This is a genomic window from Micromonospora sp. DH13 (genome assembly GCF_020873825.1).
In the GTDB taxonomy this organism is placed as follows: domain Bacteria; phylum Actinomycetota; class Actinomycetes; order Mycobacteriales; family Micromonosporaceae; genus Micromonospora; species Micromonospora haikouensis.
The window spans coordinates 1-25,599 of sequence record NZ_JAHWGR010000034.1 but is presented as its reverse complement, the minus strand read 5'-3'; the positions used below and the strand labels follow the sequence as shown (position 1 = coordinate 25,599).

Sequence of the window (25,599 nt, the reverse complement as noted above, 5' to 3'; positions counted from 1 at the left end):
TTCCGCGGAAGCCGTACTTATACGGGGTCCCGGCCGGCCGCCGCCGTTTCGATGTTCCGGGCGGCCCGCCCGACGGGGGCGGGCCGGTGACGAAGGGCGGCACGGCGATGGACCATCCCGAGCGACGACTGCTGATCTCCGTGGACATGGAGAGTTACAGCCGGCGCGGGAACATCCTGCAGTACGAGGCGCAGCAGGCGTTCCGCGAACTGCTGCAGGCCGCCGCCGGGGCCGTCGGGCTGGACCGGGTGACCTGGAGCACCCAGCGGGCCGGCGACGGGGAACTCGCGATCCTGCCGCGCGACGTCTCGGAGTCGCGGGTGATCGGCCGGTTCGTGCCCGAGCTGAACCGGCGGCTGCGGGCGTACAACAGCAGTCGGCTGCCGGCGGCGCGGGTGCGGCTGCGGATCGCCGTCCACCAGGGACTCGTGCACCTCGACGGGGCGAACGGCTTTCCCGGCAACGCCGTGGTGTTCGTCAGCCGGCTGTGCGACGCCGACCCCGTCCGGCGGGCGCTGGCGGCGTTTCCCGACGCGGGCGTCGCCCTGGTGGTCTCCACCGACATCTACCGCGACGTGGTGTCCGAATACCCGGAGGAGATGCGGCCCGAGCGCTTCCGCCGGGTGCGGATCAGCAAGCCCGACAAGGGCTTCGACGAGTACGCCTGGCTCTGCGTCGTGGACGAGGACCTGTCGACGGTGCCGGCGCCGACCGGGGAGGAGCCGGACGGTCCCGAGGGTGGCGCCGGAAGTCCGGCGGTCCCATCGCGGGGTCCGGTCCGCCCCGACTTCGGCCAGGCGCACCCGGGCGGCGGCATCAGCGTCGGCGACGTCCGGGTGCGCGGGCAGAACGCGATCGGCCCGGGGGCCACGGCGATCGGCTCGGTCGGCCGGGACGCGATCCTCGGCGGGGGCGACCGGTGAGCGGGCCGCCGGCCTGGTCCGTGCCCCGGCACGGCGGGCACGACGCCGATCCGGGCGGTTCGGTGGCGGACCCCGAGGGGGTCCCGGGGGAGCCGCCCGGCGGCGCGACCCCTCCGGACGCCGACGGTGGGTGGGCGGGTCCCGGCGGCCCGGTGAGCCCACAGCAGGCAGAGCCGGCGGAACCACCCGTGGATCGGGTGCCGGACGAGGAGCCCGACGACGTGCTGGCCGACGAGCCGGAGGAGACGCCGGACCCCGGGGAGATCCTCGCCCGGCTCGCGTCCCTGCTCGGGCCCTCGTCGGCGATCGGCGTCGGCGACGTGTGGGTGCGGGGCCAGAACGCCACCGGGCCCGGGTCGGCGGCCATCGGCACGCTCAACATCACGACGACGCGGACGGACGGCAGCGGCCGGACCTGGGCCGAGACCCTCACCGGGACCTGGGTGCGGCAGTTGGCCGACGGCTATGCCCCCACGCCGAGCGACCCGCAGCTCGACCGGTATCTCAAGCAGCATCACCTGGTCTGCCTGTCGGGTGCCGCCGGCACCGGTCGACACGCCGCCGCGTGCCTGTCCTCGGCCCGCCGGCACGGTTTCGACCGGGTGGCGGTGCTGCACGCGGAGCAGCCGGGCGACCTGCTGCTGCCGGAAGCCCCGTGGCGCGACGGACACGGCCACGTGTGGCGGCTCACCGGGACGGCCGCGCGGGACCTGGACGGGATGGCCCTGGTCGGGCTGGCCGCCCGGGCCGCGGCGAGGGGCGCCACGCTGGTGCTAGTCGGCGACTTCGACCACCGCGACCAGGAGCTGGCCGGCCACCTGGTGGAGCACCGGCCGGCCGCCCCCGTCGACGTGTTCCGGGCCCAGCTGCGCCGCCAGTTGCGGGGCCGCTGCGTCGGCTGGTGCGCCACCGGCTGCGTCGGTGACTGCGTCGACGGCTACGTCGAGGACGAGTGCGTCGGCAACCCGCTGCTGGCGGCGCACCTGGCCGCCGGTCCCCGGACCGGTGAGGTGGTCCGCCTGGCGGAGCTGCTGGCCCGCACCGCGCCCCGGGGCGCGCAGCTCACCGAGCGGCTGGAGCGCCTGCTTCCGCGCCAGCTCCGGGAGCGGGCGGCCCGCGTCCTCGCCGCCGCCGACGGCGGCGACACGCCCGCCTGGGGCGTCGACCGGCGGCGCGCGTTCCGGCTGGCCTGCGCGGTGCTGGCCGGGCAGCCGGTGGCCGAGATCCACGCCGCGGCCGGGGCGCTGGCCGCGCCGGGGCTGGCCGGTGTCGGGCTGGAGCCGGCCCCGGACCCGGGCGGCGTCCCGGGCCCGCCGGGCGCGGGCGCGGTGCCGGGCTTCCCGTTCGCCGGTGCCCCGCTCGCACCACCCACCGGCCGGTCGGGCGGGGCGCTCGACGCGCTGCTCGGCCCGGTCCTGCGGGAGGCGGTGCTGGTGGTCGACGACGACCGGGTGCCGGGCGGGCGGCGCATCGAGTTCGCCCCGGGCAACGAACCGCTGCGGCGCAGCCTGCTGGAGGTCGCCTGGGCGGACTGGTGGCTGCCGGAGCAGCTGCTCGGCTGGCTGGGCGGCCTCGTGCGGGACGGCACGCCCGGGGTCCGGCAGGCCGCCGCCGGGGCGGTCGGCTGGTCGGCGGCGCACGGGGTGCACGCCGCGCTGCGCGTGGTGGACCAGCTCGCCCGGGAGCGCCGGGCCGGGGTCCGGCAGGCCGCCGCCATCGCGCTGGTCGGCATGGCCATGCAGCCGGAGCTGCGCCAGCGGGTCCGGATCGAACTGGACCGGTGGGCGGCCGGCGGGGCGGCGCACCTGCGCGACACCGTCGCGCGGGCGTACGCGCTGGGCCTGGCCCGGCTCTGGCCGGAGACCGCCCTGGCGCAGCTGCGCCGGGTCGCCGAGGCGCGCATGCAGCGGCGGAACAACTCGGTGGTACGCGGCCTGGTCGAGGTGTACGCCTGCGGCCATGCGGCCAGCGTGCTGCCGGCGCTGGCGCAGTGGGCCGTCGACGAGGACGAGCCGGAGGTGCGGCTGCACGCCGGGCGGGCGCTGCGGGTGCTCGCCGACCGGTGGGCCCCCGCCCCCCGGGAACGCTGGCCGGAGCTGCTCGACCTGGCCCGCGTCGGCACGGTGCGGATGGCGGACCTGGCCACCTGCTGGGCGACGGCGCTCAGCTTGCCGGGGACCGCGTACCGCGCGTGGCGGACGCTCGGCTTCTGGCTCAGCCGGGCCGAGGGACACCCCGAGGTGGCCGCCGGCTGCCTGCGCCTGATCGGCCTGGTGGTGCAGGGGCGGGAGCCGCTGCGCCGCCGGCTGGACCACCAGCTCCGGCACGTCTGGGGCCCTCTGATGCGCGACAACACCCTGCTGCACGACGTACGACGCCTGATCGACGAGGACCACGCATGAGCACTCGGTACATTCCCCGCCCGTCGCAGCGGCGGCGCTGGTGGCAGATCCTGCTCTCGCTGTTCGGGCCGGCGCCCGTGAGCCCCCCGCCCGCGCCGCCCCTACCGCCGCCGGCACCCCCGCAGGCGGCCACCTACCGCCTGGACGCGCCGCAGCCGATCCTGGTGCCGGCGCGCGGGGACGCGTTCGACTTCCGCCTGTTCGCCGTCTACAGCTGGCGGGCGCAAAGCATGAGCCCCGCAGCGTTGCGCCAGCGCGCGGAGAGCTACCTCGCCTGGGCCGACGGGATCGTCCGGGAGCGGGCCGTCGACCTGGCCCGGGCGCACGAGCCGCACCGTTCGCACGAGCTGGAGCGGGCCCTGAACAACCTGCTGCTGGGCCAGCGTTGGCCCCGGGACGAGAGCCAGCCGTACTTCACCGTGCAGGTGCGGGTGAGCCCGGACGAGCGGGTGCGCGAGCGGCTGCGCCCGTACTGGGAGGAGCGGATCAGGCTGGAGTGCGACCACGAGCTGCAGCAGCTGCGGGCCCGCCACACCGACGAGCTGACCCGCCGGTGGTGCGAGGTGCTGCGGGCGCTGGAGGACGACCCGGTCACCGCGCACGCCGCCCGCCTGGCGGGGGAGCAGTTCGCCGAGGTCTTCCGCCGTTACGTCACCGAGCGCCGGGAGGCGGTGCCGGAGCTGCTGGACCTGCTGCGGGAGGCGGTACGCGGGCACACCGACCTCGGTCTGGGCCCGTCGGAGTACACCGAGGCGTGGGACGCTGCGCTGCGTACGTACCAGCGGCAGCACGGCATCGACCAGCGGGCCAACTGACCGGCTCCCTTCCCGGCGCTCCCCCGTCGGGAAGGGAGCCCCCGGGCCGTGGCGGTCGCCCTCTCATGCCCATGCAGTGGGGTGTATGACCTTGCGATGCGGCGTAATGAGCGGGTAACCTTCTCTGCATAGTCATGCGGAGGTTAGAATGGGTATCCGAGTTGCGGTCGCCGGGGCGAGCGGCTACGCCGGGGGCGAGCTGCTGCGCCTGATCGCCGGCCACCCCGAGCTCGACCTGGTCACCGCCACCGCGCACAGCCAGGCCGGCGCGCCGGTCACCGCCGTACACCCGCAGCTCGCCGGGCTGGACCTGGTGTTCGCGGTGACCGAACCGGCGGCCCTGGCCGACGCGGACCTGGTCTTCCTGGCCCTGCCGCACGGCGAGTCGGCGGCCCTGGCCGCCGCCCTGCCGGAGTCGGTCCGGGTCGTCGACCTGGGCGCGGACCACCGGCTGCGCGACGCCGCCGCCTGGTCACGGTACTACGGCGGCGAGCACGCGGGGGCCTGGGTCTACGGCCTGCCCGAGCTGCCCGGCCAGCGCGCGCGCATCGCCGCCGCGACCCGGGTCGCCAACACCGGCTGCTACGCCGCGGCCATCACCCTCGCGCTCGCCCCGCTGGTCGCCGCCGGCGCGGTCGCCCCCGCCGACGTGGTGGTGGTCGCCGCCTCCGGCACCTCCGGCGCGGGCCGGGCCGCCAAGGCGCACCTGCTCGGCAGCGAGGTGATGGGCGACCTGTCGCCGTACAAGGTCGGCGCGCACCAGCACGTGCCGGAGATCAGGCAGGCCACCGGCGCGACCAGCCTGTCCCTCACCCCCGTGCTCGCGCCGATGCCGCGCGGCATCCTCGCCACGGTCACCGCCGTGCCGACCGGCGACGCCGACCCCCGGGCGGTCCTTGCGGCGGCGTACGCGGACTCGGCGTTCGTGCACGTGCTGCCCGAGGGGACGTGGCCGCACACCGCCGCCACCCTCGGCGCCAACTCCTGCCACCTCCAGGCGACCGTCGACGTCGACTCCGGCCGGGTGATCGTGGTCAGTGCCATCGACAACCTCGGCAAGGGCGCCGCCGGCCAGGCCGTGCAGTGCGCCAACCTGATGCTCGGGCTCCCCGAGACCACCGGCCTGTCCACCTACGGAGTAACCCCATGACCGTCACCACCCCCCGGGGGTTCCGGGCGGCCGGCGTGGCCGCCGGCCTCAAGAGCGGCGCCGCCGCCGACGTCGCCCTCGTCGTCAACGACGGCCCCGACGCCGGGATCGCCGGGGTCTTCACCGCCAACCGGGTCAAGGCCGCCCCCGTGCTCTGGACCCGGCAGGTCGTCCGGGGCGGGGTGGCCCGGGCCGTGATCCTCAACTCCGGCGGCGCGAACGCCTGCACCGGCCCGGCCGGCTTCCAGGACACCCACGCCACCGCCGAGCACACCGCCGCCGCGCTCACCTCGGCCAGCCCCCGGCTGCGGCTCGGGGCCGGCGACGTGGCCGTCTGCTCCACCGGCCTGATCGGCGAGCGGCTGCCGATGGACAAGCTGCTGCCCGGCGTACGCGCGGCGATCCGCGCCCTGTCCCGCGACGGCGGCGCGGCGGCGGCCGAGGCGATCATGACCACCGACACCCGGCCGAAGACCACCGTGGCGGCCGGCGGCGGCTGGACCGTCGGCGGGATGGCCAAGGGCGCCGGCATGCTGGCCCCGGCCATGGCGACCATGCTGTGCGTGCTCACCACCGACGCGGTGGCCGGGCCGGCGGCGCTCGACGCCGCGCTGCGCGCCGCCTGCCGGGTCACCTTCGACCGGGTCGACTCCGACGGCTGCATGTCCACCAACGACACGGTGCTGCTGCTGTCCAGCGGCGCGTCCGGCGTCGAGCCCACCGAGGCCGAGCTGACGGCGGCGGTCACCGCCGCCTGCCACGACCTGGCCCAGCAGCTGGTCGCCGACGCGGAGGGCGCCACCAAGCAGATCGCCATCGAGGTCGTCGGCGCGGCCGACGAGGACGACGCCGTCGAGGTGGGCCGGTCGGTGGCCCGCAACAACCTGGTCAAGACGGCGCTGTTCGGCAACGACCCGAACTGGGGCCGCATCCTCGCCGCCGTCGGCACCACCGCCGCCGCATTCGAGCCGGACGCCCTCGACGTCGCCGTCAACGGCGTCTGGGTGTGCCGCTCCGGCGCCGCCGCCGAGGACCGGTCCAAGGTGGACCTCACCGGGCGCGACGTCACCATCCGCATCGACCTGCACGCCGGAGGGGCCCAGGCCACCGTGTGGACCAACGACCTGTCGCACGCGTACGTGCACGAGAACTCGGCGTACTCGACGTGAGCGCCGTCGACGACCTCGCCCGGGCCCAGGCCCGGGCCGAGACGCTGATCGAGGCGCTGCCCTGGCTGGCCCGCCTGTCCGGGGCCACCCTCGTGGTCAAGTACGGCGGCAACGCCATGATCGACCCCGAGCTGCAGCGGGCCTTCGCCGCCGACATGGTCTTCCTGCGCTACGTCGGCATCAAGCCGGTCGTCGTGCACGGCGGCGGCCCGCAGATCTCGGCCATGCTCGGCCGGCTCGGCATCGACAGCGAGTTCCGCGGCGGCCTGCGCGTCACCACCCCCGAGGCGATGGACGTGGTCCGCATGGTGCTCGTCGGCCAGGTCGGCCGGGAACTGGTCGGGCTGATCAACGCGCACGGCCCGTTCGCCGTCGGCCTCTCCGGCGAGGACGCCGGCCTGTTCACCGCCGTGCGCCGCCCCGCATACGTGGACGGGGAGCCCGTCGACGTCGGCCAGGTCGGCGACGTCGAGTCGGTGAACACGTCGGCGGTGACCGACCTGATCGCGGCCGGCCGCATCCCGGTGATCTCGACCGTCGCGCCGGACGCCGACGGGGTGCTGCACAACCTCAACGCCGACACGGCCGCCGCCGCCCTGGCGATCGCCCTCGGGGCCCGCAAGCTGGTCGTCCTCACCGACGTGCCGGGCCTCTACGCCAACTGGCCGGACACCGACAGCCTGGTCAGCGAGATCACCGCCGACGAGCTGGCGGAGCTGCTGCCGTCCCTGCAGTCGGGGATGGTCCCCAAGATGGAGGCGTGCCTGCGGGCGGTGCGCGGCGGGGTGCCCGCCGCGCACGTCGTCGACGGCCGGGTCGCCCACTCCACACTGCTTGAGGTCTTCACCTCGGAAGGATTCGGCACAATGGTGATCCCGTCGTGAGCACGCTGGTGGAGCGCTGGCGGCAGTCGCTGATGGACAACTACGGCACGCCGCCGCTGGCGCTGGTCTCCGGCTCCGGCGCGGTCGTGGTCGACGACGCCGGCCGTGAGTACGTCGACCTGCTCGGCGGCATCGCCGTCAACGCCCTCGGCCACGCCCACCCGGCCGTGGTGGCCGCCGTCTCCAGGCAGGTCGCCACCCTCGGGCACGTGTCCAACCTGTTCGTCGCCGAGCCGCCGGTGGCCCTCGCCGAGCTGCTGCTGGCCCTCGCCGGCCGTCCCGGACGGGTGTTCTTCGCCAACTCCGGCGCGGAGGCCAACGAGACCGCGTTCAAGCTGTCCCGGCTCACCGGCCGCTCGCACGTGGTCGCCACGGTCGGCGGGTTCCACGGCCGCACCATGGGCGCGCTCGCGCTCACCGGGCAGCCCGCCAAGGCGGATCCGTTCCGCCCGCTGCCCGGCGACGTCACCCACGTCCCGTACGGTGACGCGGCCGCCCTCGCCGACGCGGTGACCGACGCGACGGCCATGGTCATCCTGGAGCCGGTGCAGGGCGAGAACGGCGTCGTCGTCCCGCCCCCCGGCTATCTCGCGGAGGCCCGGCGGATCACCGCCCGGCACGGCGCGCTGCTGGTGCTCGACGAGGTGCAGACCGGCGTCGGCCGCACCGGGCACTGGTTCGCCCACCAGGCCGAGGGCGTCGAACCCGACATCGTCACCCTCGCCAAGGGCCTCGGCGGCGGCCTGCCGATCGGCGCCTGCCTGGCCTTCGGCCCCGCCGCCGACCTGCTGCGCCCCGGCTCCCACGGCACCACCTTCGGCGGTAACCCGGTCAGCTGCGCCGCCGCCCTCGCGGTGGTGTCCACCATCGCCAGCGAGGGGCTGCTCGACCACGTCAAGCGGGTCGGCGAGCGGCTGCGCCGGGGCGTCGAGGCGCTCGGCCACCCCCTCGTCGCGCAGGTGCGCGGCGCGGGCCTGCTGCTCGGCATCGTGCTCACCGCCGACGCCGCCGGCCCCCTCGCGGCGGCCCTGCGTGACGCCGGGTTCCTGGTCAACCCGGTGCAGCCGGGCGTGATCCGGCTCGCCCCGCCGCTCATCCTCACCGTCGAGCAGGCCGACGCGTTCCTGGCCGCCCTCCCCGCCGCCCTCGACACCGCCACCCCGGAGGCCACCCCATGACCCGCCACCTGCTGCGCGACGACGACCTCTCGCCCGCCGAGCAGGCCACCGTGCTCGACCTCGCCGCCCGGATGAAGGCCGAACGGTTCGCCCACAAGCCGCTGGCCGGGCCGAGGTCGGTGGCGGTGCTGTTCGACAAGCAGAGCCTGCGCACCCGGATCTCCTTCGACGCCGGCATCGCCGAGCTGGGCGGCCACCCCCTCGTGGTGGACACGCAGGTCACCCACTTCGGCCGGGGTGAGACCCTCGCCGACGCCGGCCGGGTGCTGTCCCGCTACGTGGCCGCGATCGTGCTGCGCACCCACGGCGACGACCGGATCGCCGAGGTCGCCGCCGGGGCCAGCGTCCCGGTGATCAACGCCCTCACCGACGGCTTCCACCCCTGCCAGCTCCTCGCCGACCTGCTCACCGTCCGCGAGCGGTGCGGCGGCACCCACGGCCGGACCCTGGCGTACGTGGGGGACGCGGCGAACAACATGGCCCAGTCGTACCTGCTGGCCGGGGCGACCGCCGGCATGCACGTGCGCGTCGCCGGCCCCGACGGGTTCGACCCCGACCCCGAGGTGGTGGCCCGCGCGGAGAAGATCGCCGCCGGCACCGGCGGGTCGGTGCGCGTGCTGCGCGACCCCGTCGCCGCCGCCCGCGACGCCGACGTGCTGGCCACCGACACGTGGACCTCGATGGGGCAGGAGGACGACGGGCTGGACCGGATCACCCCGTTCCTGCCGTACCAGGTCAACGCGGAGCTGCTCGCGCACGCCGCGCCGGGCGCGATCGTGCTGCACTGCCTGCCGGCGCACCGGGGCGAGGAGATCACCGACGAGGTGCTCGACGGCCCCGCCAGCGCCGTGTTCGACCAGGCGGAGAACCGGCTGCACGCGCAGAAGGCCGTGCTGACCTACCTGCTGGAGCAGTCGGCATGACCGCGCCGCTGACCCGCGCCGCCCGGCACGCCCGCATCGTCGAGCTGATCCGCGACAAGGCGGTCCGCTCGCAGACCGAGCTGGCCGACCTGCTCGCCGGCGACGGCGTCGCCGTCACCCAGGCCACCCTGTCGCGGGACCTCAAGGAACTCGGCGCGGTCACCGCCCGCGGCGGCGACGGACGCCCCGTGTACGTCATCCCGGAGGACGGCCACCGGCCCCTGCGTGACGCCGAGGCCGCCCCGGCGCGGCTGATCCGGCTGCTGCGGGAGCTGCTCAACGAGGTCGACTCCAGCGGCAACATCGCCGTGCTGCGCACCCCGCCGGGCGCAGCCCAATACCTGGCCAGCGCGTTGGACCGGGCGGGCCTGCCCGAGGTCGTCGGCACCATCGCCGGCGACGACACGATCCTCGTGGTGGCCCGCGAGGCCGTCGGCGGGGCCGCGCTGGGCGAGAAGCTCGCCGCGTGGTCCCGCCGCGAGGAGAGCGCGGAAGGGAACACCACACCATGACCGAGCGGATCGTCCTCGCGTACTCCGGAGGGTTGGACACCTCCGTCGCGATCCCCTACCTGGCCGAGCAGACCGGCGCCGAGATCGTCGCCGTCGCGGTGGACGTCGGGCAGGGCGGCGAGAACCTCGACGTGATCCGGCAGCGCGCCCTGGACTGCGGGGCCGTCGAGTCGGAGGTGGTCGACGCGCGCGACGAGTTCGCCGCCGACTACTGCCTGCCGGCGCTGCGCGCCAACGCCCTCTACATGGACCGCTACCCGCTGGTCTCCGCGCTGTCCCGGCCGCTGATCGTCAAGCACCTCGTCGCCGCCGCCCGCCGGCACGGCGGGACGATCGTGTCGCACGGCTGCACCGGCAAGGGCAACGACCAGGTGCGCTTCGAGGTCGGGCTCGGCGCGCTCGCCCCCGACCTGAAGATCATCGCCCCGGCCCGGGACTTCGCGTGGACCAGGGACAAGGCGATCGCCTTCGCCGAGGAGAAGGGCCTGCCGATCGACGTGTCGGCGAAGTCGCCGTACTCCGTCGACCAGAACCTGTGGGGCCGGGCCGTGGAGACCGGGTTTCTGGAGGACATCTGGACCGCTCCGGTCGAGGACCTGTACGCGTACACGGCCGACCCGGCGCAGGAGCGCGACCCCGACGAGGTCGTCGTCACGTTCGACGCCGGCGTGCCGGTGGCGATCGACGGCGAGACCGTCACCCCGTACCAGGCGATCCTGGAGTTGAACCGGCGGGCCGGCGCGCAGGGCGTCGGCCGGCTCGACATGGTCGAGGACCGCCTCGTCGGCATCAAGAGCCGCGAGGTGTACGAGGCCCCCGGCGCGATCGCGCTGATCACCGCCCACCAGGAGCTGGAGGCGGTCACCGTCGAACGCGACCTCGCCCGGTTCAAGCGGGGCGTCGACCAGCGCTGGGGGGAACTGGTCTACGACGGCCTGTGGTTCTCCCCGCTCAAGGGGGCCCTGGACGCGTTCATCGACGACGCCCAGCGGCAGGTCAGCGGCGAGGTGCGGCTCGTGCTGCACGGCGGCCGGGCCACCGTCACCGGCCGGCGCTCCGAGGCCAGCCTGTACGACTTCGGCATGGCCACCTACGACACCGGCGACACCTTCGACCAGTCCCTGGCGAAGGGATTCGTGCAGCTGTGGGGCCTGCCGAGCAAGCTGGCCGCCGCGCGGGACGCCCGATTGGGAGGGTGCTGACCGTGGGAACGACAATGGGCGGCGTGGACGACAAGAGCCTCACCGAGAACAGCGCCGCGACCAACCGTACGAGCCTGTGGGGTGGCCGCTTCGCCGGCGGCCCCTCCGAGGCGCTGGCCCGGCTGTCCGTCAGCGTGCAGTTCGACTGGCGCCTCGCCCCGTACGACATCGCCGGGTCCCGCGCGCACGCCCGGGTCCTCGCGGGCGCGGGCCTGCTCGACCCCGAGGAACTGGGCAGGATGCTGGCGGCCCTCGACGACCTGGAGGCCGCCTGCGCCTCCGGGGCGTTCCGGCCCACCGTCGACGACGAGGACGTGCACACCGCCCTGGAACGGGGGCTGCTGGAACGCCTCGGCAGCCTCGGCGGCAAGCTGCGCGCCGGCCGGTCCCGCAACGACCAGGTCGCCACCGACCTGCGGCTCTACCTGCGCGACCACGCCCGGGGCGTGGCCGGTCGCCTCGTCGAGCTGGCCGAGGCCCTGGTCGAGCAGGCCGCCCGGCACGTCGACACGGCCGCGCCGGGGATGACCCACCTCCAGCACGCCCAGCCGGTCACCTTCGGGCACTGGCTGCTGGCCCACGTGCAGCCGCTGCTGCGCGACCTGGAGCGGCTGCGCGACTGGGACCACCGCACGGCGGTCAGCCCGCTCGGCGCGGGCGCGCTCGCCGGCTCCGGCCTGCCGCTGGACCCGGTGGCCGTCTCCAAGGAGCTGGGCTTCCGCACGTCCTTCGCCAACTCGATGGACGCCGTCGCCGACCGCGACTTCGTCGCCGAGTTCCTCTTCGTCACCGCGCTGGTCGGGGTGCACCTGTCGCGCCTCGGCGAGGAGGTGGTTCTCTGGACGTCGCAGGAGTTCGGCTGGGTCGAGCTGGACGACGCGTTCGCCACCGGGTCGTCGATCATGCCGCAGAAGAAGAACGCCGACATCGCCGAGTTGGCCCGGGGCAAGTCCGGCCGGCTCGTCGGCGGGCTGATGGCCGTGCTCACCATGCTCAAGGGCCTGCCCATGACGTACGACCGGGACATGCAGGAGGACAAGGAGCCGGCCTTCGACGCCGTCGACACCCTGGAACTGCTGCTGCCGGCCCTCGCGGGGATGATCTCCACCATGACGGTACGCGTCGACCGCCTCGTCGCCGCCGCCCCCGTCGGCTTCTCCCTGGCCACCGAGGTCGCCGACTGGCTGGTCCGGCGCAACGTGCCGTTCCGCGACGCGCACGAGATCACCGGCAAGCTGGTGGCGCTCTGCGCCGTCCGCGAGTGCGCGCTCGACGAGGTCTCCGACGCCGACCTGGCGGCGGTCAGCGAGCACCTCGACCCGTCGGTGCGGGACGTGCTGTCGGTGCGGTCGGCCCTGGCCGCCCGGATCACCCCCGGCTCCACCGGCCCGGGGCCGGTCGCCGACCAGCTCGCCACCGCAGCCGACAAGCTGGCGGGCTGGCGGGAGTGGGCGGCCGAGACCGTCGTACCCCGCTGACGTCCCGCATCCCGCCGAAGGCCCTCCGGCAGCACGCCGGGGGGCCTCCGGCGTCTTGCCCACCGCCTGCGCCGTGCGGCCCCTCTGCCTGCCCCGCCGGCCGGCTCGCCCCGCCGCCCCGCTGCCTGCCCCACCCCGCGGCGATCTTGCACTTTGGGCCCGGGTAAAAGGGGTGAATCGCCCTTCTGTGGGGCCGCAAGTGCAAGATCGGCGCGTGGTGGGGGAGCGGGCCGGGCGGGGCGGGGCTGGATGTGGTGCGGCTGCCGGGGGAGCGCGCTCGATCAGGGAAAGAGTGGGATCGGTGCGACGCCGATGCCACTCTTTCCGGGACTGAGCACGATCTTGGGTCCATCCTTGGGTGCTTCGCCCGGAGGCGTGCCCGTAGCAGTGTGCCCGCGGCAGTGTGCCACCTGGCCCAGCTCATGGTCGAGGCCCGCGCCCAGCTCGCCCAGCTCCACCCCGAGCACGCCCCCGACCTGCACGAACGGTTCCTCAGCTGGGCCCGGGCCCGGGGCGACGCCGGGCCTGGCCCCGACGGCGACCCGGCCCGCTGACCACGCCCCGACGCCGGGGTCAGGCCGGCGTCGTCGGGCGCTCGCGGCGCGGCAGCTTCGCCACCACCGCCTCGTACGACGTGTCCACCGCCTCGAGCAGCTCGTCGTCGTCGATCGCCCCGGCCAGCCGGAGGCTGTTCCAGCCGAACCGCCCGACGTGTGAGGACGCGACCGCGTCGCCGGGGAACCGGTGCAGCCACTCGTCGGCCAGCTCCCGGGTCGGGGCGCACTTGAGGCCCACCCGGTCGTCGGACTCGGGGCCGAGGAAGGCGAAGATCTTGTTCCCGACCTTCACCACGACCTCGGCGTCCCACGGCTGGTCGAGCCACGCGCCGGGCTTGCCCAGGCAGTACGCCATCAGCTCCGCGCGGTCCATCACGCCTCCCCGTCGTTGTCGGTGCCGGTGTGCGGGTCGCCGCCGACCCGGCCGGTGAGTCGTTCGTGGCGCTGCCGGGCGGCCTGCGCCGAGCCGAGCCCCAGCCCGTGGCCGATCGCCTGCCAGGTCAGCCCCCGGTCGCGGGCGAGCCGCAGCAGGCCGGCCTCCAGCGCGTCCACCTCGGCGCGCAGGTGTGGCACGAGGGTGAGCGCGGCGACCAGGTCGGCCTGGTCGACCGGCTCCTCGCCGTCGGCCAGCTCCGCGCCACCGGCGGCGAGTGCGGTCACCAGGGCCACCGCCTCGTACGGGTCCAGCACGTGCGGGTGGGCGTAGCGGCGGCGGCGCGCGTCGTCGCCCGCGTGCCGCCCGGCGATCCGGGTCAGCGCTGCGTAGGTGCGGTGCGCCCGAGCCCGCCCCGGATCGGGCGCGGCGAACGGTTCCTGCTGCTCCAGGCTCATGCCCCGATACCACCACTTAAACGACACGTTGTCAACGTCTCGTTCACAGATGGCGTCGATGATCGACTCCATGTCGGCGACACGGGGTGGTCCCCCGGTCGGGGAGGCCCCCATGTCGCCGACATGGCGACGCCCCGCCCGCGCCCCGCCCTACCCAGCCCTGCGCCGCCCAGAGCGGCAGGGCGGGTCGGGGCTGGGTAGGGTCGGGCTCATGTCGTACCCCGACGTGGGTGTCGCCGGGCTGGCCGAGCTGCTCGCCGGGCCCGTCGTGCCGGCCGCGCGCGGGCTGCTCGGCTGCCGGCTCTCGGCTGGCGGGGTCACCGTCCGGATCACCGAGGTCGAGGCGTACGCGGGCACGGCCGGCGATCCCGCCTCGCACGCGCATCGCGGGCGCACTCCGCGCAACGCCGTGATGTTTGGCCCGGCCGGGCACGCCTACGTCTACTTCACCTACGGCATGCACTGGTGCGTGAACGTGGTGACCGGGCCGGAGGGGGAGGCCTCGGCGGTGCTGCTGAGGGCCGGCGAGGTGGTCGAGGGCGTCGAGGTGGCGCGGTCCCGGCGCATCGCCGTACGCCGGGATGCCGACCTGGCGCGCGGCCCGGCGCGCCTCTGCGCCGCCCTCGGCATCGACCGCACGGCGTACGGGCGCCATCTGCTCGGCGACGGGCCGGTGCGGCTGCGGCCGGCGGCCGAGCCGGTGCCCGACGCGGCGATCGCCGCTGGCCCCCGGGTCGGGGTGACCGGCGCGCACGACGTGCCGTGGCGGTTCTGGGTCGACGGCGAGCCGACCGTGAGCCAGTACCGCCGGCACGTGCCCCGCACCCGCCGCTGACCGATCCCGCCCCGCCGCTGACCTGCGGTTGGGCCCCTCTGCTCCCGGTGGGTCGCCCGGTTTCTGTCGGACCCGGTGGTGATAATCACGCCATCCGGCTCCCGGCTCGGCGAAGGACGCACCCATGACGACCCTGCTCGCGATCGGCACCGGCAAGGGCCTCTTCCTCGCCACCAGCACCGACGGCCGCCGCACCTGGCAGCTCAGCGGCCCCCACCACCCCATGACCGGGGTGTACGCGGTGGCGGTCGACACCCGGCGCGAGGTGCCCCGGCTGCTCGCCGGGATGACCAGTTCGCACTTCGGGCCGAGCGTGGCCACCAGCGACGACCTGGGCGCGTCCTGGCAGGAACCGGAGCAGGCCCCGGTCGCGTTCCCGGCCGACACCGGCGCGAGCCTCGGCCGGGTCTGGCAGCTCACGCCCGCCGGGCCCGCGGAGCCGGACGTGGTCTGGGCCGGCACTGAGCCGTCGGCGCTGTTCCGCTCCACCGATGCGGGGCGCACCTTCGAGCTGGTCCGCGCGCTGTGGGAGCACCCCCACCGGGAGCAGTGGGGCGCGGGCTTCGGCGGCCAGGCGGTGCACACCGTCCTGCCGCACCCGCACGACCCGACCCGGATCGCGGTGGCCATGTCGACGGGCGGGGTCTACCACTCCGCCGACGCCGGCGCGAGCTGGGCGCCGGGCAACACGGGCATCCGGGCCTACTTCCTGCCCGACGAGTGGCCCGAGTTCGGCCAGTGCGTGCACAAGGTCGCCCGGGACGCCGGCGACCCGGAGCGGCTCTACGCGCAGAACCACCACGGCGTCTACCGTTCCGACGACGGGGGCCATACGTGGGTGTCGATCGCCGCCGGCCTGCCCAGCGACTTCGGCTTCCCGATGGTGGCGCACCCCACCCGCCCGGGGATGATCTGGTCGTTCCCCCTCGCCGCCGACTCCCGGCGTTTCCCGGTCGACGAGCGCTGCCGGGTCTACCGCTCGGCCGACGCGGGCGGGACGTGGGAGGCGCTCTCGGCGGGCCTGCCCGCCGGGCCCTACTATCCGGCGGTGCTGCGCGACGCGATGTGCGCCGACGACGCCGACCCGACCGGCGTCTACTTCGGCACCCGCTCCGGCGAGGTCTACGCGAGCCGCGACGAGGGCGACTCCTGGGCCCTGGTCGCCGCCCACCTGCCCGACGTGCTCTGCGTCCGCGCCGCGGAGGTCTGAGTGGTCACCGTCCTGGTGCCGGGGCCGCTGCGCGGCGAGGTCGGGGGCGCGGCGCGGCTCACCGTCGCCGCGGCCGGCACGCTGCGCGACGTCCTCGACGAGCTGGCGGGGGAGTGGCCCCGGCTGGCCCGGCGGCTGCGCGACGAGCGCGGCGAGGTGCGCCGGCACGTCAACGTCTACGTCGACGGCGAGGACTGCCGCCACCTGGGCGGGCTGGACGCGCCGGTTCCGCCGGGCGCCGAGGTGCAGGTGCTCCCGTCGGTGGCCGGCGGCTGACCCGCGCCCTCACCCGCGCGCCCTGCCCGGCCCCGCCCAACTGCCCCGCCCGGCCCGGCCCCGGCCCGCCGCCGCGTCCGGCCACCGGGACCGTAGCCCCCGACCGACGGAATAGTTGACTCGTCAAATATGTTGTGCGCTGCGTCCGGGGCCGGAACGGTCCGGCAGCCACACGAGGAGTCGTCATGCAGTTCGGGGTCTTCACCGTCGGAGACGTGACCGTCGACCCGACCACCGGGCGGGAGCCGTCGGAGCACGAGCGGATCAAGGCGATGGTGACCATCGCGCGCAAGGTCGAGGAGGTCGGTCTCGACGTCTTCGCCACCGGCGAGCACCACAACCCGCCGTTCGTGCCGTCGTCGCCCACCACCATGCTGGGCTGGATCGCGGCCCGCACCGAGCGGCTGCTGCTCTCCACCGCCACCACCCTGATCACCACCAACGACCCGGTGAAGATCGCCGAGGACTACGCGATGCTCCAGCACCTCGCCGACGGCCGCGTCGACCTCATGCTCGGCCGGGGCAACACCGGCCCGGTCTACCCGTGGTTCGGCAAGGACATCCGGGCCGGCATCCCGCTGACCATCGAGAACTACGACCTGCTGCGGCGGCTCTGGCGCGAGGACGTGGTCGACTGGTCGGGCAAGTACCGCACCCCGTTGCAGTCGTTCACCTCGACGCCGCGCCCCCTGGACGGGGTGCCGCCGTTCGTCTGGCACGGCTCGATCCGCAGCCCGGAGATCGCCGAGCAGGCCGCCTACTACGGCGACGGCTTCTTCGCCAACCACATCTTCTGGCCCAAGGAGCACACCCAGCGGATGGTCGGCCTCTACCGGGAGCGCTTCGCCCACTACGGGCACGGCTCGCCGGACCAGGCGATCGTCGGCCTCGGCGGCCAGGTGTTCATGCGGCGCAACTCGCAGGACGCGGTGCGCGAGTTCCGTCCGTACTTCGACAACGCACCGGTCTACGGCCACGGGCCGGCGCTGGAGGACTTCATGGCGCAGACCCCGCTGACCGTCGGCAGCCCGCAGCAGGTCATCGACCGTACCCTCGGCTTCCGCGACTACGTCGGCGACTACCAGCGGCAGCTCTTCCTGATCGACCACGCGGGCCTGCCGCTGAAGACCGTGCTGGAGCAGCTCGACCTCCTCGGCGAGGAGGTGGTCCCCGTGCTGCGCCGGGAGTTCGCCGCGCTGCGGCCCGCGCACGTGCCCGAAGCCCCGACGCACGCGTCGCTGAAGGCCGCCCGGGACGCCGCCGTAGCCGAGGCCGCCGCCGACCCGGCTGCCGACCCCGCCGACGCCGTCGGTGCCGCCGCGGAGGTGGGGCGATGAGCCGCCGTACCCTCGCCGTGGTCTCCGCCGGGCTCTCCCAGCCCTCGTCGACCCGACTGCTCGCCGACCAGCTCGCCGCGGCCACCCGCGACGAGCTGGCCCGGCGCGGCGTCGAGGTCGAGCTGCGCCCGATCGACCTGCGCGACCACGCCCACGACGTGGTCAACCACCTGCTCACCGGCTTCCCGCCACCGGCCCTGCGCGACGCGCTGGACACGCTCGCCGCGGCCGACGGCGTCGTGGCGGTCACGCCGATCTTCAACGCGTCCTACAGCGGCCTGTTCAAGTCGTTCTTCGACCTGTTCGACGCCACGACGCTGGCGGACCGGCCCGTGCTGATCGCCGCCACCGGCGGCACCGCCCGGCACTCCCTCGCCCTGGAACACGCCGTCCGGCCGATGTTCGCGTACCTCAGGGCGGTGGTCGTGCCCACCGCGGTCTTCGCCGCCACGGAGGACTGGTCGCAGGCGGCGGCCGACGGCGCCCTGCGCTCCCGGATCGTGCGCGCGGCCGGCGAACTGGCCGACCAGGTGGCGCGCCGGCCCCCCGCCGCGCCGCCCGACCCGTTCGCGCTCACCGCCGGCTTCGACGAGCTGCTCGCCGGCCGCGACCCCTCCTGACCGCCCGGGGCCGCGGGGCCGGCGGGGCGGCCGTCGAGGTCACGCCGCGTCGGCCGGCTGCGGGTGGGCGACCAGCACCGGACAGTGCGCATGCTGTACGAGCGCCTGGCTGACCGAGCCGAGCACGAGGCCGACGAAGCCGCCGCGCCCGCGCGAGCCGATCACCACCAGGGCCGCGTCCCCGCTCAACTCGATCAGGGCGCGCTCGGGCTTGGCCGCCCGTACCGGCCGCCGCTCGACGGTCAGGCCCGGGTGGGCGGCCGTCACCTCGGCGGCGGTGGCGTCGAGCAGGTCCGCCGACTCCGCCCGGGCCGCCGCCCCGGACTCCGCCACCGCGTCGGGCACCGGGCGGGCGTCGTCGGCGCTCGCCACGTGCACCAGCACCAGGCCGGTGCCCCGGCGGGCCGCCTCGTCGGCCGCGAGCAGGGCGGCGAGCCGCCCCGGCTCCGACCCGTCCACCCCGGCGACCACCGGGCCGCCGACCGGGATCGGCTGCTCCTCGGGCCGCACCACGAGCACCGGGCAGTGCCCGTGCCCGGCCACCTGCGCACCGACCGAGCCGAGCAGCAGGCCGGCGAAGCCGCCCAGCCCTCGGCTGCCGACCACCACCAGCTCCGCCCGGCGGGACTCCGCCACCAGGGTCGCGGCGGGACCGCCGGCCACCTGGCGCGCCTCGACGGCGACGCCGGGCCAGCGTCCGCGCAGCTCCTCCGCCGTCCGGTCCAGCATCCGCCGGGCCTCCTCGGTGGGCGCGGGCAACCCCATGTCGTACGGGTTGAGCGGCACGCCGTAGCCGAGCGGGTGCAGGTAGCCGTGCACCAGCAGCAGCGGCCGGGACCGCCAGGCGGCCTGCTGCGCCGCGTGCTCGGCGGCGACCAGGCTCGACGGGGATCCGTCCACCCCCACCACGACAGGTCGGTTCATCAGCTCTCCCGGTGCTCGATCACAGGCCATTGTCGGCGCGAAGACGTTAGGAAGGGCCCCTTCCTATACAGAATGCGTTAAGAAGGGGCCCTTCCTTGCACCTCAGCGGTGGTGGCGGACGATCGCCAGCGGGGAGTCGGCGTGGTGCAGCACGGCGTGGCTGACCGAGCCGAGGAGCAGCCCGCCCCACGCGCCCCGGCCGTGCGCGCCGACGACCGTGAGCTGCGCGGTCCGCGACGCCTCGACCAGCACCCGGGCCGGCGTGCCCCGGACCAGGCGCCGGTGCACCGTCACCTCCGGGTACCGCTGCGACCAGCCGGCGACGGACTCGGCGAGCACCCGCTCCTCCTCCTCGGCCAGTGCATCGAGGTCGTACACCAGGGGCAGCACCGCGCCGGGGGCGGCCGGGGTGGGGAAGAGCCACGCGTGCACGACCACCAGGTCGGTGTCGCGGTGCGCCGCCTCCTCGAAGGCGAACCCGATCGCCTCGTCGGACAGCGCCGAACCGTCGACGCCCACCACCACGGGCCCGTCGGCGCGGGCCTCGCCGCGCACCACGAGCACCGGGCAGTCGGCGCGCGCGGACACCCCGATCGCCGCCGAGCCGACCAGCAGCTCGGCGAAGCCGCCCAGGCCCCGCGAGCCCAGCACCAGCAGGGCCGCGTCGCGGGACTCGCGCAGCAGCACCGGGACGGGGGAGCCGTCGACGAGTTCGCCGGTCACGTCCACCTCGGTGGAGACCTTCTTCGCCTCGGCGACGGCGTCGGCGACGATCCGCTCCGCGTAGTTGCGCAGCCCTGCGTCGGGCGGCCCGCCGGGGGCGGGCCCGAGCGGGGTGCCGAGCAGCGGCCAGATGAAGGCGTGCACCACCCGCAGCGGGCGGTGCCGCGCCTCGGCCTCCCGGGTCGCCACCCGCACCGCGTTCAGCGCGGAGTCGGAACCGTCCACGCCCACCACGACGGGGGCACCGGATCTGATGGTCATCACGTCCTCCTTCTTCCGCTTCCAGCCTGCCCCGACCGGGCCGCGCCGGTCAGGGCCGCCGGACCCGGCCGACGGGCCGTTGGTCCCGGTCCGGGTGCCCCGGCCCGTCGGTCGCCGGGTCGTGCGGGCCCTCCGAGGCGCCCCGGGGCCGCAGCAGGCGCAGCGCCACGCCGGGGAGCACGGCCACGGCCGCGCAGGCGAGCAGGTCCGCCGCGCCGAGCGGGTCGGTGCCGAGCAGCACCCGCAGCGGCTCGACCAGCACGCCGGCCACCTGCAGCAGCGCCGAGACGGCCACCGCGACCAGCAGCGCCGGGTTGCCCGCCCGCCCGGCCGCGAGGACGCTGCCGCGCCGCGCCGGCCGAGGGGCCCGCACCGCCAGCGCCACCCCGAGCTGGGCCAGCCCGAGGACCACGAAGACGACCGACTGCCAGGGCCGGTCCCACCGGGCGGCGAGCACCCCGGCGCCGAGCACCACGGCCGCGATCAGCGCCCCGGTGAACAGCACGTCGCGCCCCAGGCCCGCGCCCAGCACCGACTCCTGCGGCGAGCGCGGCGCCCGGCGCAGGGTGCCCGGCTCGGCCGGCTCCGCGCCGAGCGCCACCCCCGGCACCCCGTGGGTGAGCAGGTTGACCCAGAGGATCTGCGCCGGCAGCAGCGGCACGGCCAGCCCGCACAGCGGGCCGAGCAGCATCACCGCGATCTCGGCGACCCCGCCGGACAGCGCGTAGCGCAGGAACCGGCGGATGTTGTCGTAGCTGCGCCGCCCCTCGCCGATCGCGGCGGCCACCGTGGACAGGTCGTCGTCGACCAGCACCAGGTCGGCGGCCTGGCGGGCCACCTCCGTGCCGCCGCCCATCGCCACCCCGATGTCCGCGCGGCGCAGCGCGGGCGCGTCGTTGACGCCGTCGCCGGTCATCGCCACCACGTGCCCCTGCGCCTGCAACCCGGCGATGATGTCGAGCTTCTGCTCCGGCTGGGTGCGCGCGTACACCCGGGCCGCCGGGTGCGCGTCGGTCACGTCGCCGTCGTCGCCCCGCACCACCGGGTCGCCGTCGCGCCACAGCCCGAGCTGCCCGCCGATGGCGGCGGCCGTCGCCGGGTGGTCGCCGGTGACCAGCAGCAGCCGTACGCCGGCGGCGTCGAACCGGCGCGCGATCTCGGCGGCCCCGGCCCGCAGCGGGTCGCCGACCGCGACCAGCCCCACCGGGCGCAGCCCGGTCGGCGTGGCCGGGTCGGGGATCGTGTCCACCAGCGCCGCGGCGACCGCGAGCACCCGCAGCCCCGCCCCCGCCAGGTCGTGCGCCCGCGCGGTCAGCGCCGCGATCTCCGCGTCGTCCGCGTCGAGCAGGGGCGCGGCGAGCACGTTCTCCGGCGCGCCCTTGCACACCACCAGCCAGCGGCCGTCGCAGGACCGGTGCACCGTCGTCATCCGCCGGTTCGCCTGGTCGAACGGGTGCTCGGCGACCCGGGGCCACGCCGCCCGGGTCAGCGCCGGGTCCAGCCCGCACCGGGCGGCGAAGGCCACCAGCGCCGCCTCCAGCGGGTCACCGACCGCCGCCCACCCCGGCCGCTCCTGCGTGGGCGGGGCCAGCGCGGCGTCGTTGCAGAGCAGCCCGGCCCGCGCCAGGCGGCGCAGCTCGTCGGGTACGCCCACCGCCCCGCCCTCGCGGCGCACCGTCCCGCGCGGCTCGTAGCCGGAGCCGGTCACCTCGTAGCCGGAGCCGTCGGCGGTCACCGCCCGCTGCACCGCCATCCGGCCCTCGGTGAGCGTGCCCGTCTTGTCGGACGCGATGACGGTCACCGAGCCCAGCGTCTCCACCGCGTGCAGCTGCCGGGGAATCGCCCGCGCCGTGGCCATCCGTCGCGCCCCCAGCGCCAGGGCCAGGGTCACCACGGCCGGCAGCGACTCCGGCACCGCCGCGACGACCAGGCTCACCGCCGTGATCGCCATGTCCACCACGGGCCGGCCGCCGAGCACGCCGATGCCGAAGACCAGCGCCGACAGCCCCACCGCGACCAGCCCCAGCAGCCGGCCCAGGCCGGCGAGCCGGCGCTGCATCGGGGTGGCCCCGGGGCGGGTGGCCGACACCAGCGTGCTGATCCGGCCCAGGGCGCTCGCGGGGCCGGTGCGGACCACCGTGCCGGTGCCCCGGCCCACGGTCACCACCGTGCCGGCGGCGACCTCCTCGCCGACGTCCCGGCTCACCGGCACCGACTCGCCGGTCAGCGCCGACTCGTCCAGGTGCAGCCGGTTGGCCCGCTCCAGCCGCAGGTCGGCCGGGACGACGTCGCCGGCCTCGACGCGTACCAGATCGCCACGGACCACGGCGGAGGCCGGCACGATCAGGTCCGCGCCGTCGCGGACGACCCGGGCGGTCGGGGCGGCGAGCTGGTCCAGCGCGGCGATCGCGCGGTCCGCGCGGACCTCCTGCACCACCCCGATCGCGGTGTTCACCAGCACCACCAGGGCGATGACGGCGGTGTCCGGCCAGTCGCCGAGCACGCCGGTGACCACGGCCGCGGCCAGCAGGAGCGCCACCAGCGGGTCGGCGAGCTGACGCAGGACGCGGGTCGCCAGGTGCCGGCGCTGCGGCCGGGCGACGCTGTTGGGGCCCTCGTCGGCCAGCCGCGCGGCGGCCTCGGCGGCCCCCAGGCCCGTCGGCTCGGCGGGGCCGTCCGGCGTGGCCGTGCGGGGTCGGGTGTCAGCGAGCATCGGTCCGCTCCCGTCCGACGGGTACTGCCACCACTGACCTCCCTGTCCGCGCGGCGCGTCACCGGGCACGCCGTCCCCCTCCACCGTCGCGCCGCAGGCCGGCGCGGCGGCAGAGGCGTTTCTCCCGCGTGGCCCGGGACCAACGGCCCTGACGCCGCAGGCCGCACAGGAGTCGGATGGGAGGCAGGACGATCGACAAGGAGGTCGAAGATGTCCACCGTCACGAAGTTCAGGGGCGGCGGCACGCTCGCGCCGTTCGACTGGACCAACCTGTCCTGGCTGCCGATGCTGGCCCCGACCATCAGGGTCGAGGACTACCTCGACGGCGACCGGTACGTGGTGCGCGCCGAACTGCCGGGCGTCGACCCGGCCAAGGACGTGCGGATCACCCTGACCGGGGAGAACCTGCGGCTGGACGTGGTGCGCCGGGAGAGCCACGCCGACAAGGTCCGCACCGAGTTCCACTACGGCTCCTTCTCCCGGCTGGTCCCGCTGCCCGCGGGGCTGAAGCAGGAGACCCTCAGGGCCGCGTACGCCGACGGGATCCTGGAGATCACCGCCACGGTCGGCGAGACGGAGCCGACCGCCCGGGAGATCCCGATCACCGTCGAGCACGGCGGCGCCCACTGAGGTGACCACGGGGCCCGGCCGCGCGCCGGGCCCCTCCCACGACGAGGAGACCCGCCGATGACCCCGCTCGACATGCTCCGCGAACACCCGTTCCTGACCGGCGTGCCCGAGGAGTGGCTGCCCCGGCTCACCGGGTACGCCCGACCCGTCGTCTGGCACCCCGGGCACCGGCTGTTCCGGGCCGGTCAGCCCGCCGAGCGGTTCTGGCTGGTCCGGGGCGGTGAGGTGGCCCTGGACTTCCCGGTTCCCGGGCGCGGCGACGTGGGCATCGACACGATCGGCCCGGGCGGGGTGCTCGGCTGGTCCTGGCTGTTCCCGCCGTACCGGTGGCAGTTCGGCGCGGTCGCCGTGCGCCGCACCCCGGCCGTGGAGTTCACCGCCGCCGGGGTGCGCCGGATGATGGAGTACGACGACGCGTTCGGCCGGCAGCTCACCACCCGGTTCATGAGCGTGGTGGTGGACCGGCTCCAGTCGGCCCGCATCCGCCTGCTCGACCTCTACGGCTACCCGATGGCGCTGCCCCCGACGGGCTGACCCGGACCTCGGGCCGGGTTCTGGCCCGGTCGGCCCCTGGGCGCGCCGTCCGGTGGGGGCGGCTCCTGCCGGCGCATAGGGAGCTGAGTCGAAAACGACATCATGCACTCACGCCTCACGCGCGCCCGCGCGCCCGCCGGGTTGACCTCGGCGACGACGCGGACCTCTTGATCACCGTGAGCCGGGGCGGGGCGGGGCTGGGCTGGGCGGAGGGGTGGGTGATGACGTAGCTGACTCAGCTCCCTATGTGCCGTGCTCCCTATGTGCCGTCTCGCAGCATCGACGGCCCTGTCCCACGGCCTCGCCCGGTTGCCGGACCTTGGCCACGGCCGACCATCCCCGCGACCGGACGTCACCCGGCTTCGGTGGAGCCCCGGACGGCGTCGCCGTCGACGCGGCGGTGCACGATCAGCTCGTCGACCTCCAGCCGACCGATGCGCAGCTCCCGGATCACCGCCCGGCGGATCGCCAGCCGCCCGATCGCGACGACGGCCAGGGCGCTCGCCCCCACCGCCAGCGCCCCGACGGCCATCGCCCCCGCGGAGAGCGCGCCCACCGCCCGCGCCCCCGTCGCCTGGGCGCCGGTGGCCGCCGCGCCCGTTGCGCGCGCCGGGGCCAGCCGGCCCAGGACCCGATGAGACGTCCGTGATTCCCTCATGGCACCCGATCCTGTCATGATCCCGCGACCCGGCGGGCCGACGTCCCGGGACTGCCGGGTGCTCAATTGACGGTCAGGCCCCGGGCGGCGAACTGGCCGCGTACCCGGTCCAGCAGCTCCGGCGTGGGCGGCTCGGTGTCGGCGAGCGGGAACGTCAGGCCCAGCTCGGCGTACTTGTGTGCGCCGAGCCGGTGGAACGGCAGCACCTCCACCCGTTGCAGGCTGGGCAGCTCGGCGGCGAAGTCGGCGACCCCGGCCACGTTGTCGGGCGCGTCGGTGAGGCCGGGCACCAGCACGAACCGGATCCAGATCGGGGTGCCCCGGGCCGCCAGCCGGCGGCCGAAGCGCAGGGTCGGGGCGATCTCGCCGGTGCGGGTCACCCGCCGGTACGTCGCCGGGTCGCGCGACTTGACGTCCAGCAGCACCAGGTCGGTGGCGTCGAGCAGGGCGTCGTCGGCGCGCGCACCGAGGAAGCCGGAGGTGTCCAGGGCGGTGTGCAGGCCCAGGGCGTGGCAGCGGCGCAGCACCTCGCCGGTGAACCGGGGCTGCATCAGCGGCTCGCCGCCGCTGATCGTCACCCCGCCGCCGGCCACCGAGATGAACCGCCGGTACCGCTCCACCTGGGCCATCAGCTCGTCGACCGTCTGGTGCCGGCCGCTGCGCCGGTACCAGGTGTCCGGGCTGTGGCAGAACCGGCAGCGCAGCGGGCAGCCCGCCAGGAACGCCACGAACCGGGTCCCGGGGCCGTCCACCCCGATCGACAGGTCCCACGAGTGCACCGCGCCGGTCAGTTCCCGCCCGTCCCCGGCGGGCCCCCGCCCGGCCCGTGCCGGCAGCGGGGCGGCCCCGGCCGG

Annotated in this window: 26 protein-coding genes; 19 read left to right on the top strand and 7 right to left on the bottom strand. The window is 75.8% G+C overall.

The genetic code is table 11. The annotated features are described in order from the left end of the window. Positions 1-107 precede the first annotated feature (107 nt). From LPA42_RS26700 to LPA42_RS26645, 12 genes are all read left to right on the top strand, one after another. On the top strand, positions 108-923 hold the full coding sequence (locus LPA42_RS26700; protein WP_077936880.1) for a hypothetical protein: 816 nt from the start codon (positions 108-110) through the stop codon (positions 921-923). 188 nt (positions 924-1,111) lie between these two features. Next, on the top strand, positions 1,112-3,325 hold the full coding sequence (locus LPA42_RS26695; RefSeq protein WP_077936866.1) for a hypothetical protein: 2,214 nt from the start codon (positions 1,112-1,114) through the stop codon (positions 3,323-3,325). After that, positions 3,322-4,140: a hypothetical protein gene (locus LPA42_RS26690; RefSeq protein WP_077936867.1), complete on the top strand. Its 819-nt coding sequence runs from the start codon at positions 3,322-3,324 to the stop codon at positions 4,138-4,140. The genes LPA42_RS26695 and LPA42_RS26690 overlap by 4 nt, the downstream gene beginning before the upstream one ends. A 148-nt stretch (positions 4,141-4,288) precedes the next feature. Further along, positions 4,289-5,290 carry an N-acetyl-gamma-glutamyl-phosphate reductase gene (gene argC / locus LPA42_RS26685; RefSeq protein ID WP_077936868.1) on the top strand — a complete coding sequence of 334 codons (1,002 nt, stop codon included), beginning with the start codon at positions 4,289-4,291 and terminating at the stop codon, positions 5,288-5,290. Further along, complete coding sequence (argJ, locus tag LPA42_RS26680) at positions 5,287-6,459, top strand: bifunctional glutamate N-acetyltransferase/amino-acid acetyltransferase ArgJ (RefSeq protein WP_043968034.1); 1,173 nt, start codon at positions 5,287-5,289, stop codon at positions 6,457-6,459. The genes argC and argJ overlap by 4 nt, the downstream gene beginning before the upstream one ends. After that, positions 6,456-7,343, top strand: a complete 888-nt coding sequence (gene argB / locus LPA42_RS26675) for an acetylglutamate kinase (protein ID WP_077936869.1) — start codon at positions 6,456-6,458, stop codon at positions 7,341-7,343. The genes argJ and argB overlap by 4 nt, the downstream gene beginning before the upstream one ends. Further along, positions 7,340-8,521 (top strand): acetylornithine transaminase, encoded by a 1,182-nt coding sequence (locus tag LPA42_RS26670; protein ID WP_077936870.1) that lies wholly within the window; start codon positions 7,340-7,342, stop codon positions 8,519-8,521. Before argB ends, LPA42_RS26670 begins: the two co-directional genes overlap by 4 nt. Continuing rightward, a complete protein-coding gene (argF, locus tag LPA42_RS26665; RefSeq protein WP_077936871.1) occupies positions 8,518-9,444 on the top strand; it encodes an ornithine carbamoyltransferase in 927 nt (308 codons plus the stop codon). The genes LPA42_RS26670 and argF overlap by 4 nt, the downstream gene beginning before the upstream one ends. After that, positions 9,441-9,956 carry an arginine repressor gene (locus LPA42_RS26660; protein WP_043968040.1) on the top strand — a complete coding sequence of 172 codons (516 nt, stop codon included), beginning with the start codon at positions 9,441-9,443 and terminating at the stop codon, positions 9,954-9,956. The genes argF and LPA42_RS26660 overlap by 4 nt, the downstream gene beginning before the upstream one ends. After that, a complete protein-coding gene (locus LPA42_RS26655; protein ID WP_077936872.1) occupies positions 9,953-11,158 on the top strand; it encodes an argininosuccinate synthase in 1,206 nt (401 codons plus the stop codon). The genes LPA42_RS26660 and LPA42_RS26655 overlap by 4 nt, the downstream gene beginning before the upstream one ends. 14 nt (positions 11,159-11,172) lie before the next feature. Beyond that, positions 11,173-12,636 (top strand): argininosuccinate lyase, encoded by a 1,464-nt coding sequence (gene argH, locus LPA42_RS26650; protein ID WP_077936873.1) that lies wholly within the window; start codon positions 11,173-11,175, stop codon positions 12,634-12,636. A 389-nt stretch (positions 12,637-13,025) separates the two neighbouring features. Beyond that, positions 13,026-13,190, top strand: coding sequence for a hypothetical protein (locus LPA42_RS26645; RefSeq protein ID WP_158229463.1), 165 nt, complete (start codon positions 13,026-13,028; stop codon positions 13,188-13,190). A 19-nt stretch (positions 13,191-13,209) separates the two neighbouring features. On the opposite strand, the gene LPA42_RS26640 is transcribed toward LPA42_RS26645, so the two are convergent. Together LPA42_RS26640 and LPA42_RS26635 are read right to left on the bottom strand one after the other, a co-directional pair. Beyond that, positions 13,210-13,566, bottom strand: a complete 357-nt coding sequence (locus LPA42_RS26640; protein ID WP_077939430.1) for an MmcQ/YjbR family DNA-binding protein — start codon at positions 13,564-13,566, stop codon at positions 13,210-13,212. Further along, a complete protein-coding gene (locus LPA42_RS26635; RefSeq protein WP_077939431.1) occupies positions 13,566-14,024 on the bottom strand; it encodes a DNA-binding protein in 459 nt (152 codons plus the stop codon). Before LPA42_RS26635 ends, LPA42_RS26640 begins: the two co-directional genes overlap by 1 nt. A 211-nt stretch (positions 14,025-14,235) precedes the next feature. Here LPA42_RS26635 and LPA42_RS26630 point away from each other — a divergent pair, with 211 nt between their 5' ends. The 5 genes from LPA42_RS26630 (at position 14,236) to LPA42_RS26610 (ending at position 18,302) form a co-directional block, all read left to right on the top strand. Further along, entirely contained in the window at positions 14,236-14,859 is a 624-nt protein-coding gene (locus LPA42_RS26630) for a DNA-3-methyladenine glycosylase (protein ID WP_077939432.1), read from the top strand. 124 nt (positions 14,860-14,983) lie between these two features. Continuing rightward, a complete protein-coding gene (locus tag LPA42_RS26625; protein ID WP_077939433.1) occupies positions 14,984-16,069 on the top strand; it encodes a glycosyl hydrolase in 1,086 nt (361 codons plus the stop codon). Beyond that, positions 16,070-16,345 carry a ubiquitin-like small modifier protein 1 gene (locus tag LPA42_RS26620; RefSeq protein ID WP_198956703.1) on the top strand — a complete coding sequence of 92 codons (276 nt, stop codon included), beginning with the start codon at positions 16,070-16,072 and terminating at the stop codon, positions 16,343-16,345. A gap of 185 nt (positions 16,346-16,530) precedes the next feature. Then, a complete protein-coding gene (locus LPA42_RS26615) occupies positions 16,531-17,682 on the top strand; it encodes an LLM class flavin-dependent oxidoreductase (RefSeq protein WP_077939435.1) in 1,152 nt (383 codons plus the stop codon). Then, positions 17,679-18,302, top strand: a complete 624-nt coding sequence (locus LPA42_RS26610) for an FMN reductase (protein ID WP_077939436.1) — start codon at positions 17,679-17,681, stop codon at positions 18,300-18,302. The genes LPA42_RS26615 and LPA42_RS26610 overlap by 4 nt, the downstream gene beginning before the upstream one ends. Positions 18,303-18,341: 39 nt before the next feature. Here LPA42_RS26610 and LPA42_RS26605 read toward each other — a convergent pair whose 3' ends face one another. From LPA42_RS26605 to LPA42_RS26595, 3 genes are all read right to left on the bottom strand, one after another. After that, positions 18,342-19,226 carry a universal stress protein gene (locus tag LPA42_RS26605; protein WP_077939437.1) on the bottom strand — a complete coding sequence of 295 codons (885 nt, stop codon included), beginning with the start codon at positions 19,224-19,226 and terminating at the stop codon, positions 18,342-18,344. 102 nt (positions 19,227-19,328) lie between these two features. Further along, positions 19,329-20,210 carry a universal stress protein gene (locus tag LPA42_RS26600; RefSeq protein ID WP_077939438.1) on the bottom strand — a complete coding sequence of 294 codons (882 nt, stop codon included), beginning with the start codon at positions 20,208-20,210 and terminating at the stop codon, positions 19,329-19,331. A gap of 49 nt (positions 20,211-20,259) precedes the next feature. Then, positions 20,260-22,923, bottom strand: a complete 2,664-nt coding sequence (locus LPA42_RS26595; RefSeq protein ID WP_077939439.1) for a cation-transporting P-type ATPase — start codon at positions 22,921-22,923, stop codon at positions 20,260-20,262. A gap of 210 nt (positions 22,924-23,133) precedes the next feature. On the opposite strand from LPA42_RS26595, the gene LPA42_RS26590 reads away from it, so the two are divergent. Next, positions 23,134-23,553, top strand: a complete 420-nt coding sequence (locus LPA42_RS26590) for an Hsp20/alpha crystallin family protein (RefSeq protein WP_091283338.1) — start codon at positions 23,134-23,136, stop codon at positions 23,551-23,553. Positions 23,554-23,610: 57 nt separating this feature from the next. Further along, positions 23,611-24,087, top strand: a complete 477-nt coding sequence (locus LPA42_RS26585; RefSeq protein ID WP_043968061.1) for a cyclic nucleotide-binding domain-containing protein — start codon at positions 23,611-23,613, stop codon at positions 24,085-24,087. Between the two features lie 352 nt (positions 24,088-24,439). Here LPA42_RS26585 and LPA42_RS26580 read toward each other — a convergent pair whose 3' ends face one another. Both LPA42_RS26580 and pflA read right to left on the bottom strand, forming a co-directional pair. Beyond that, complete coding sequence (locus LPA42_RS26580; protein WP_082106624.1) at positions 24,440-24,745, bottom strand: hypothetical protein; 306 nt, start codon at positions 24,743-24,745, stop codon at positions 24,440-24,442. 62 nt (positions 24,746-24,807) lie between these two features. After that, positions 24,808-25,581, bottom strand: a complete 774-nt coding sequence (pflA, locus tag LPA42_RS26575) for a pyruvate formate-lyase-activating protein (RefSeq protein WP_198956704.1) — start codon at positions 25,579-25,581, stop codon at positions 24,808-24,810. Positions 25,582-25,599 lie beyond the last annotated feature (18 nt).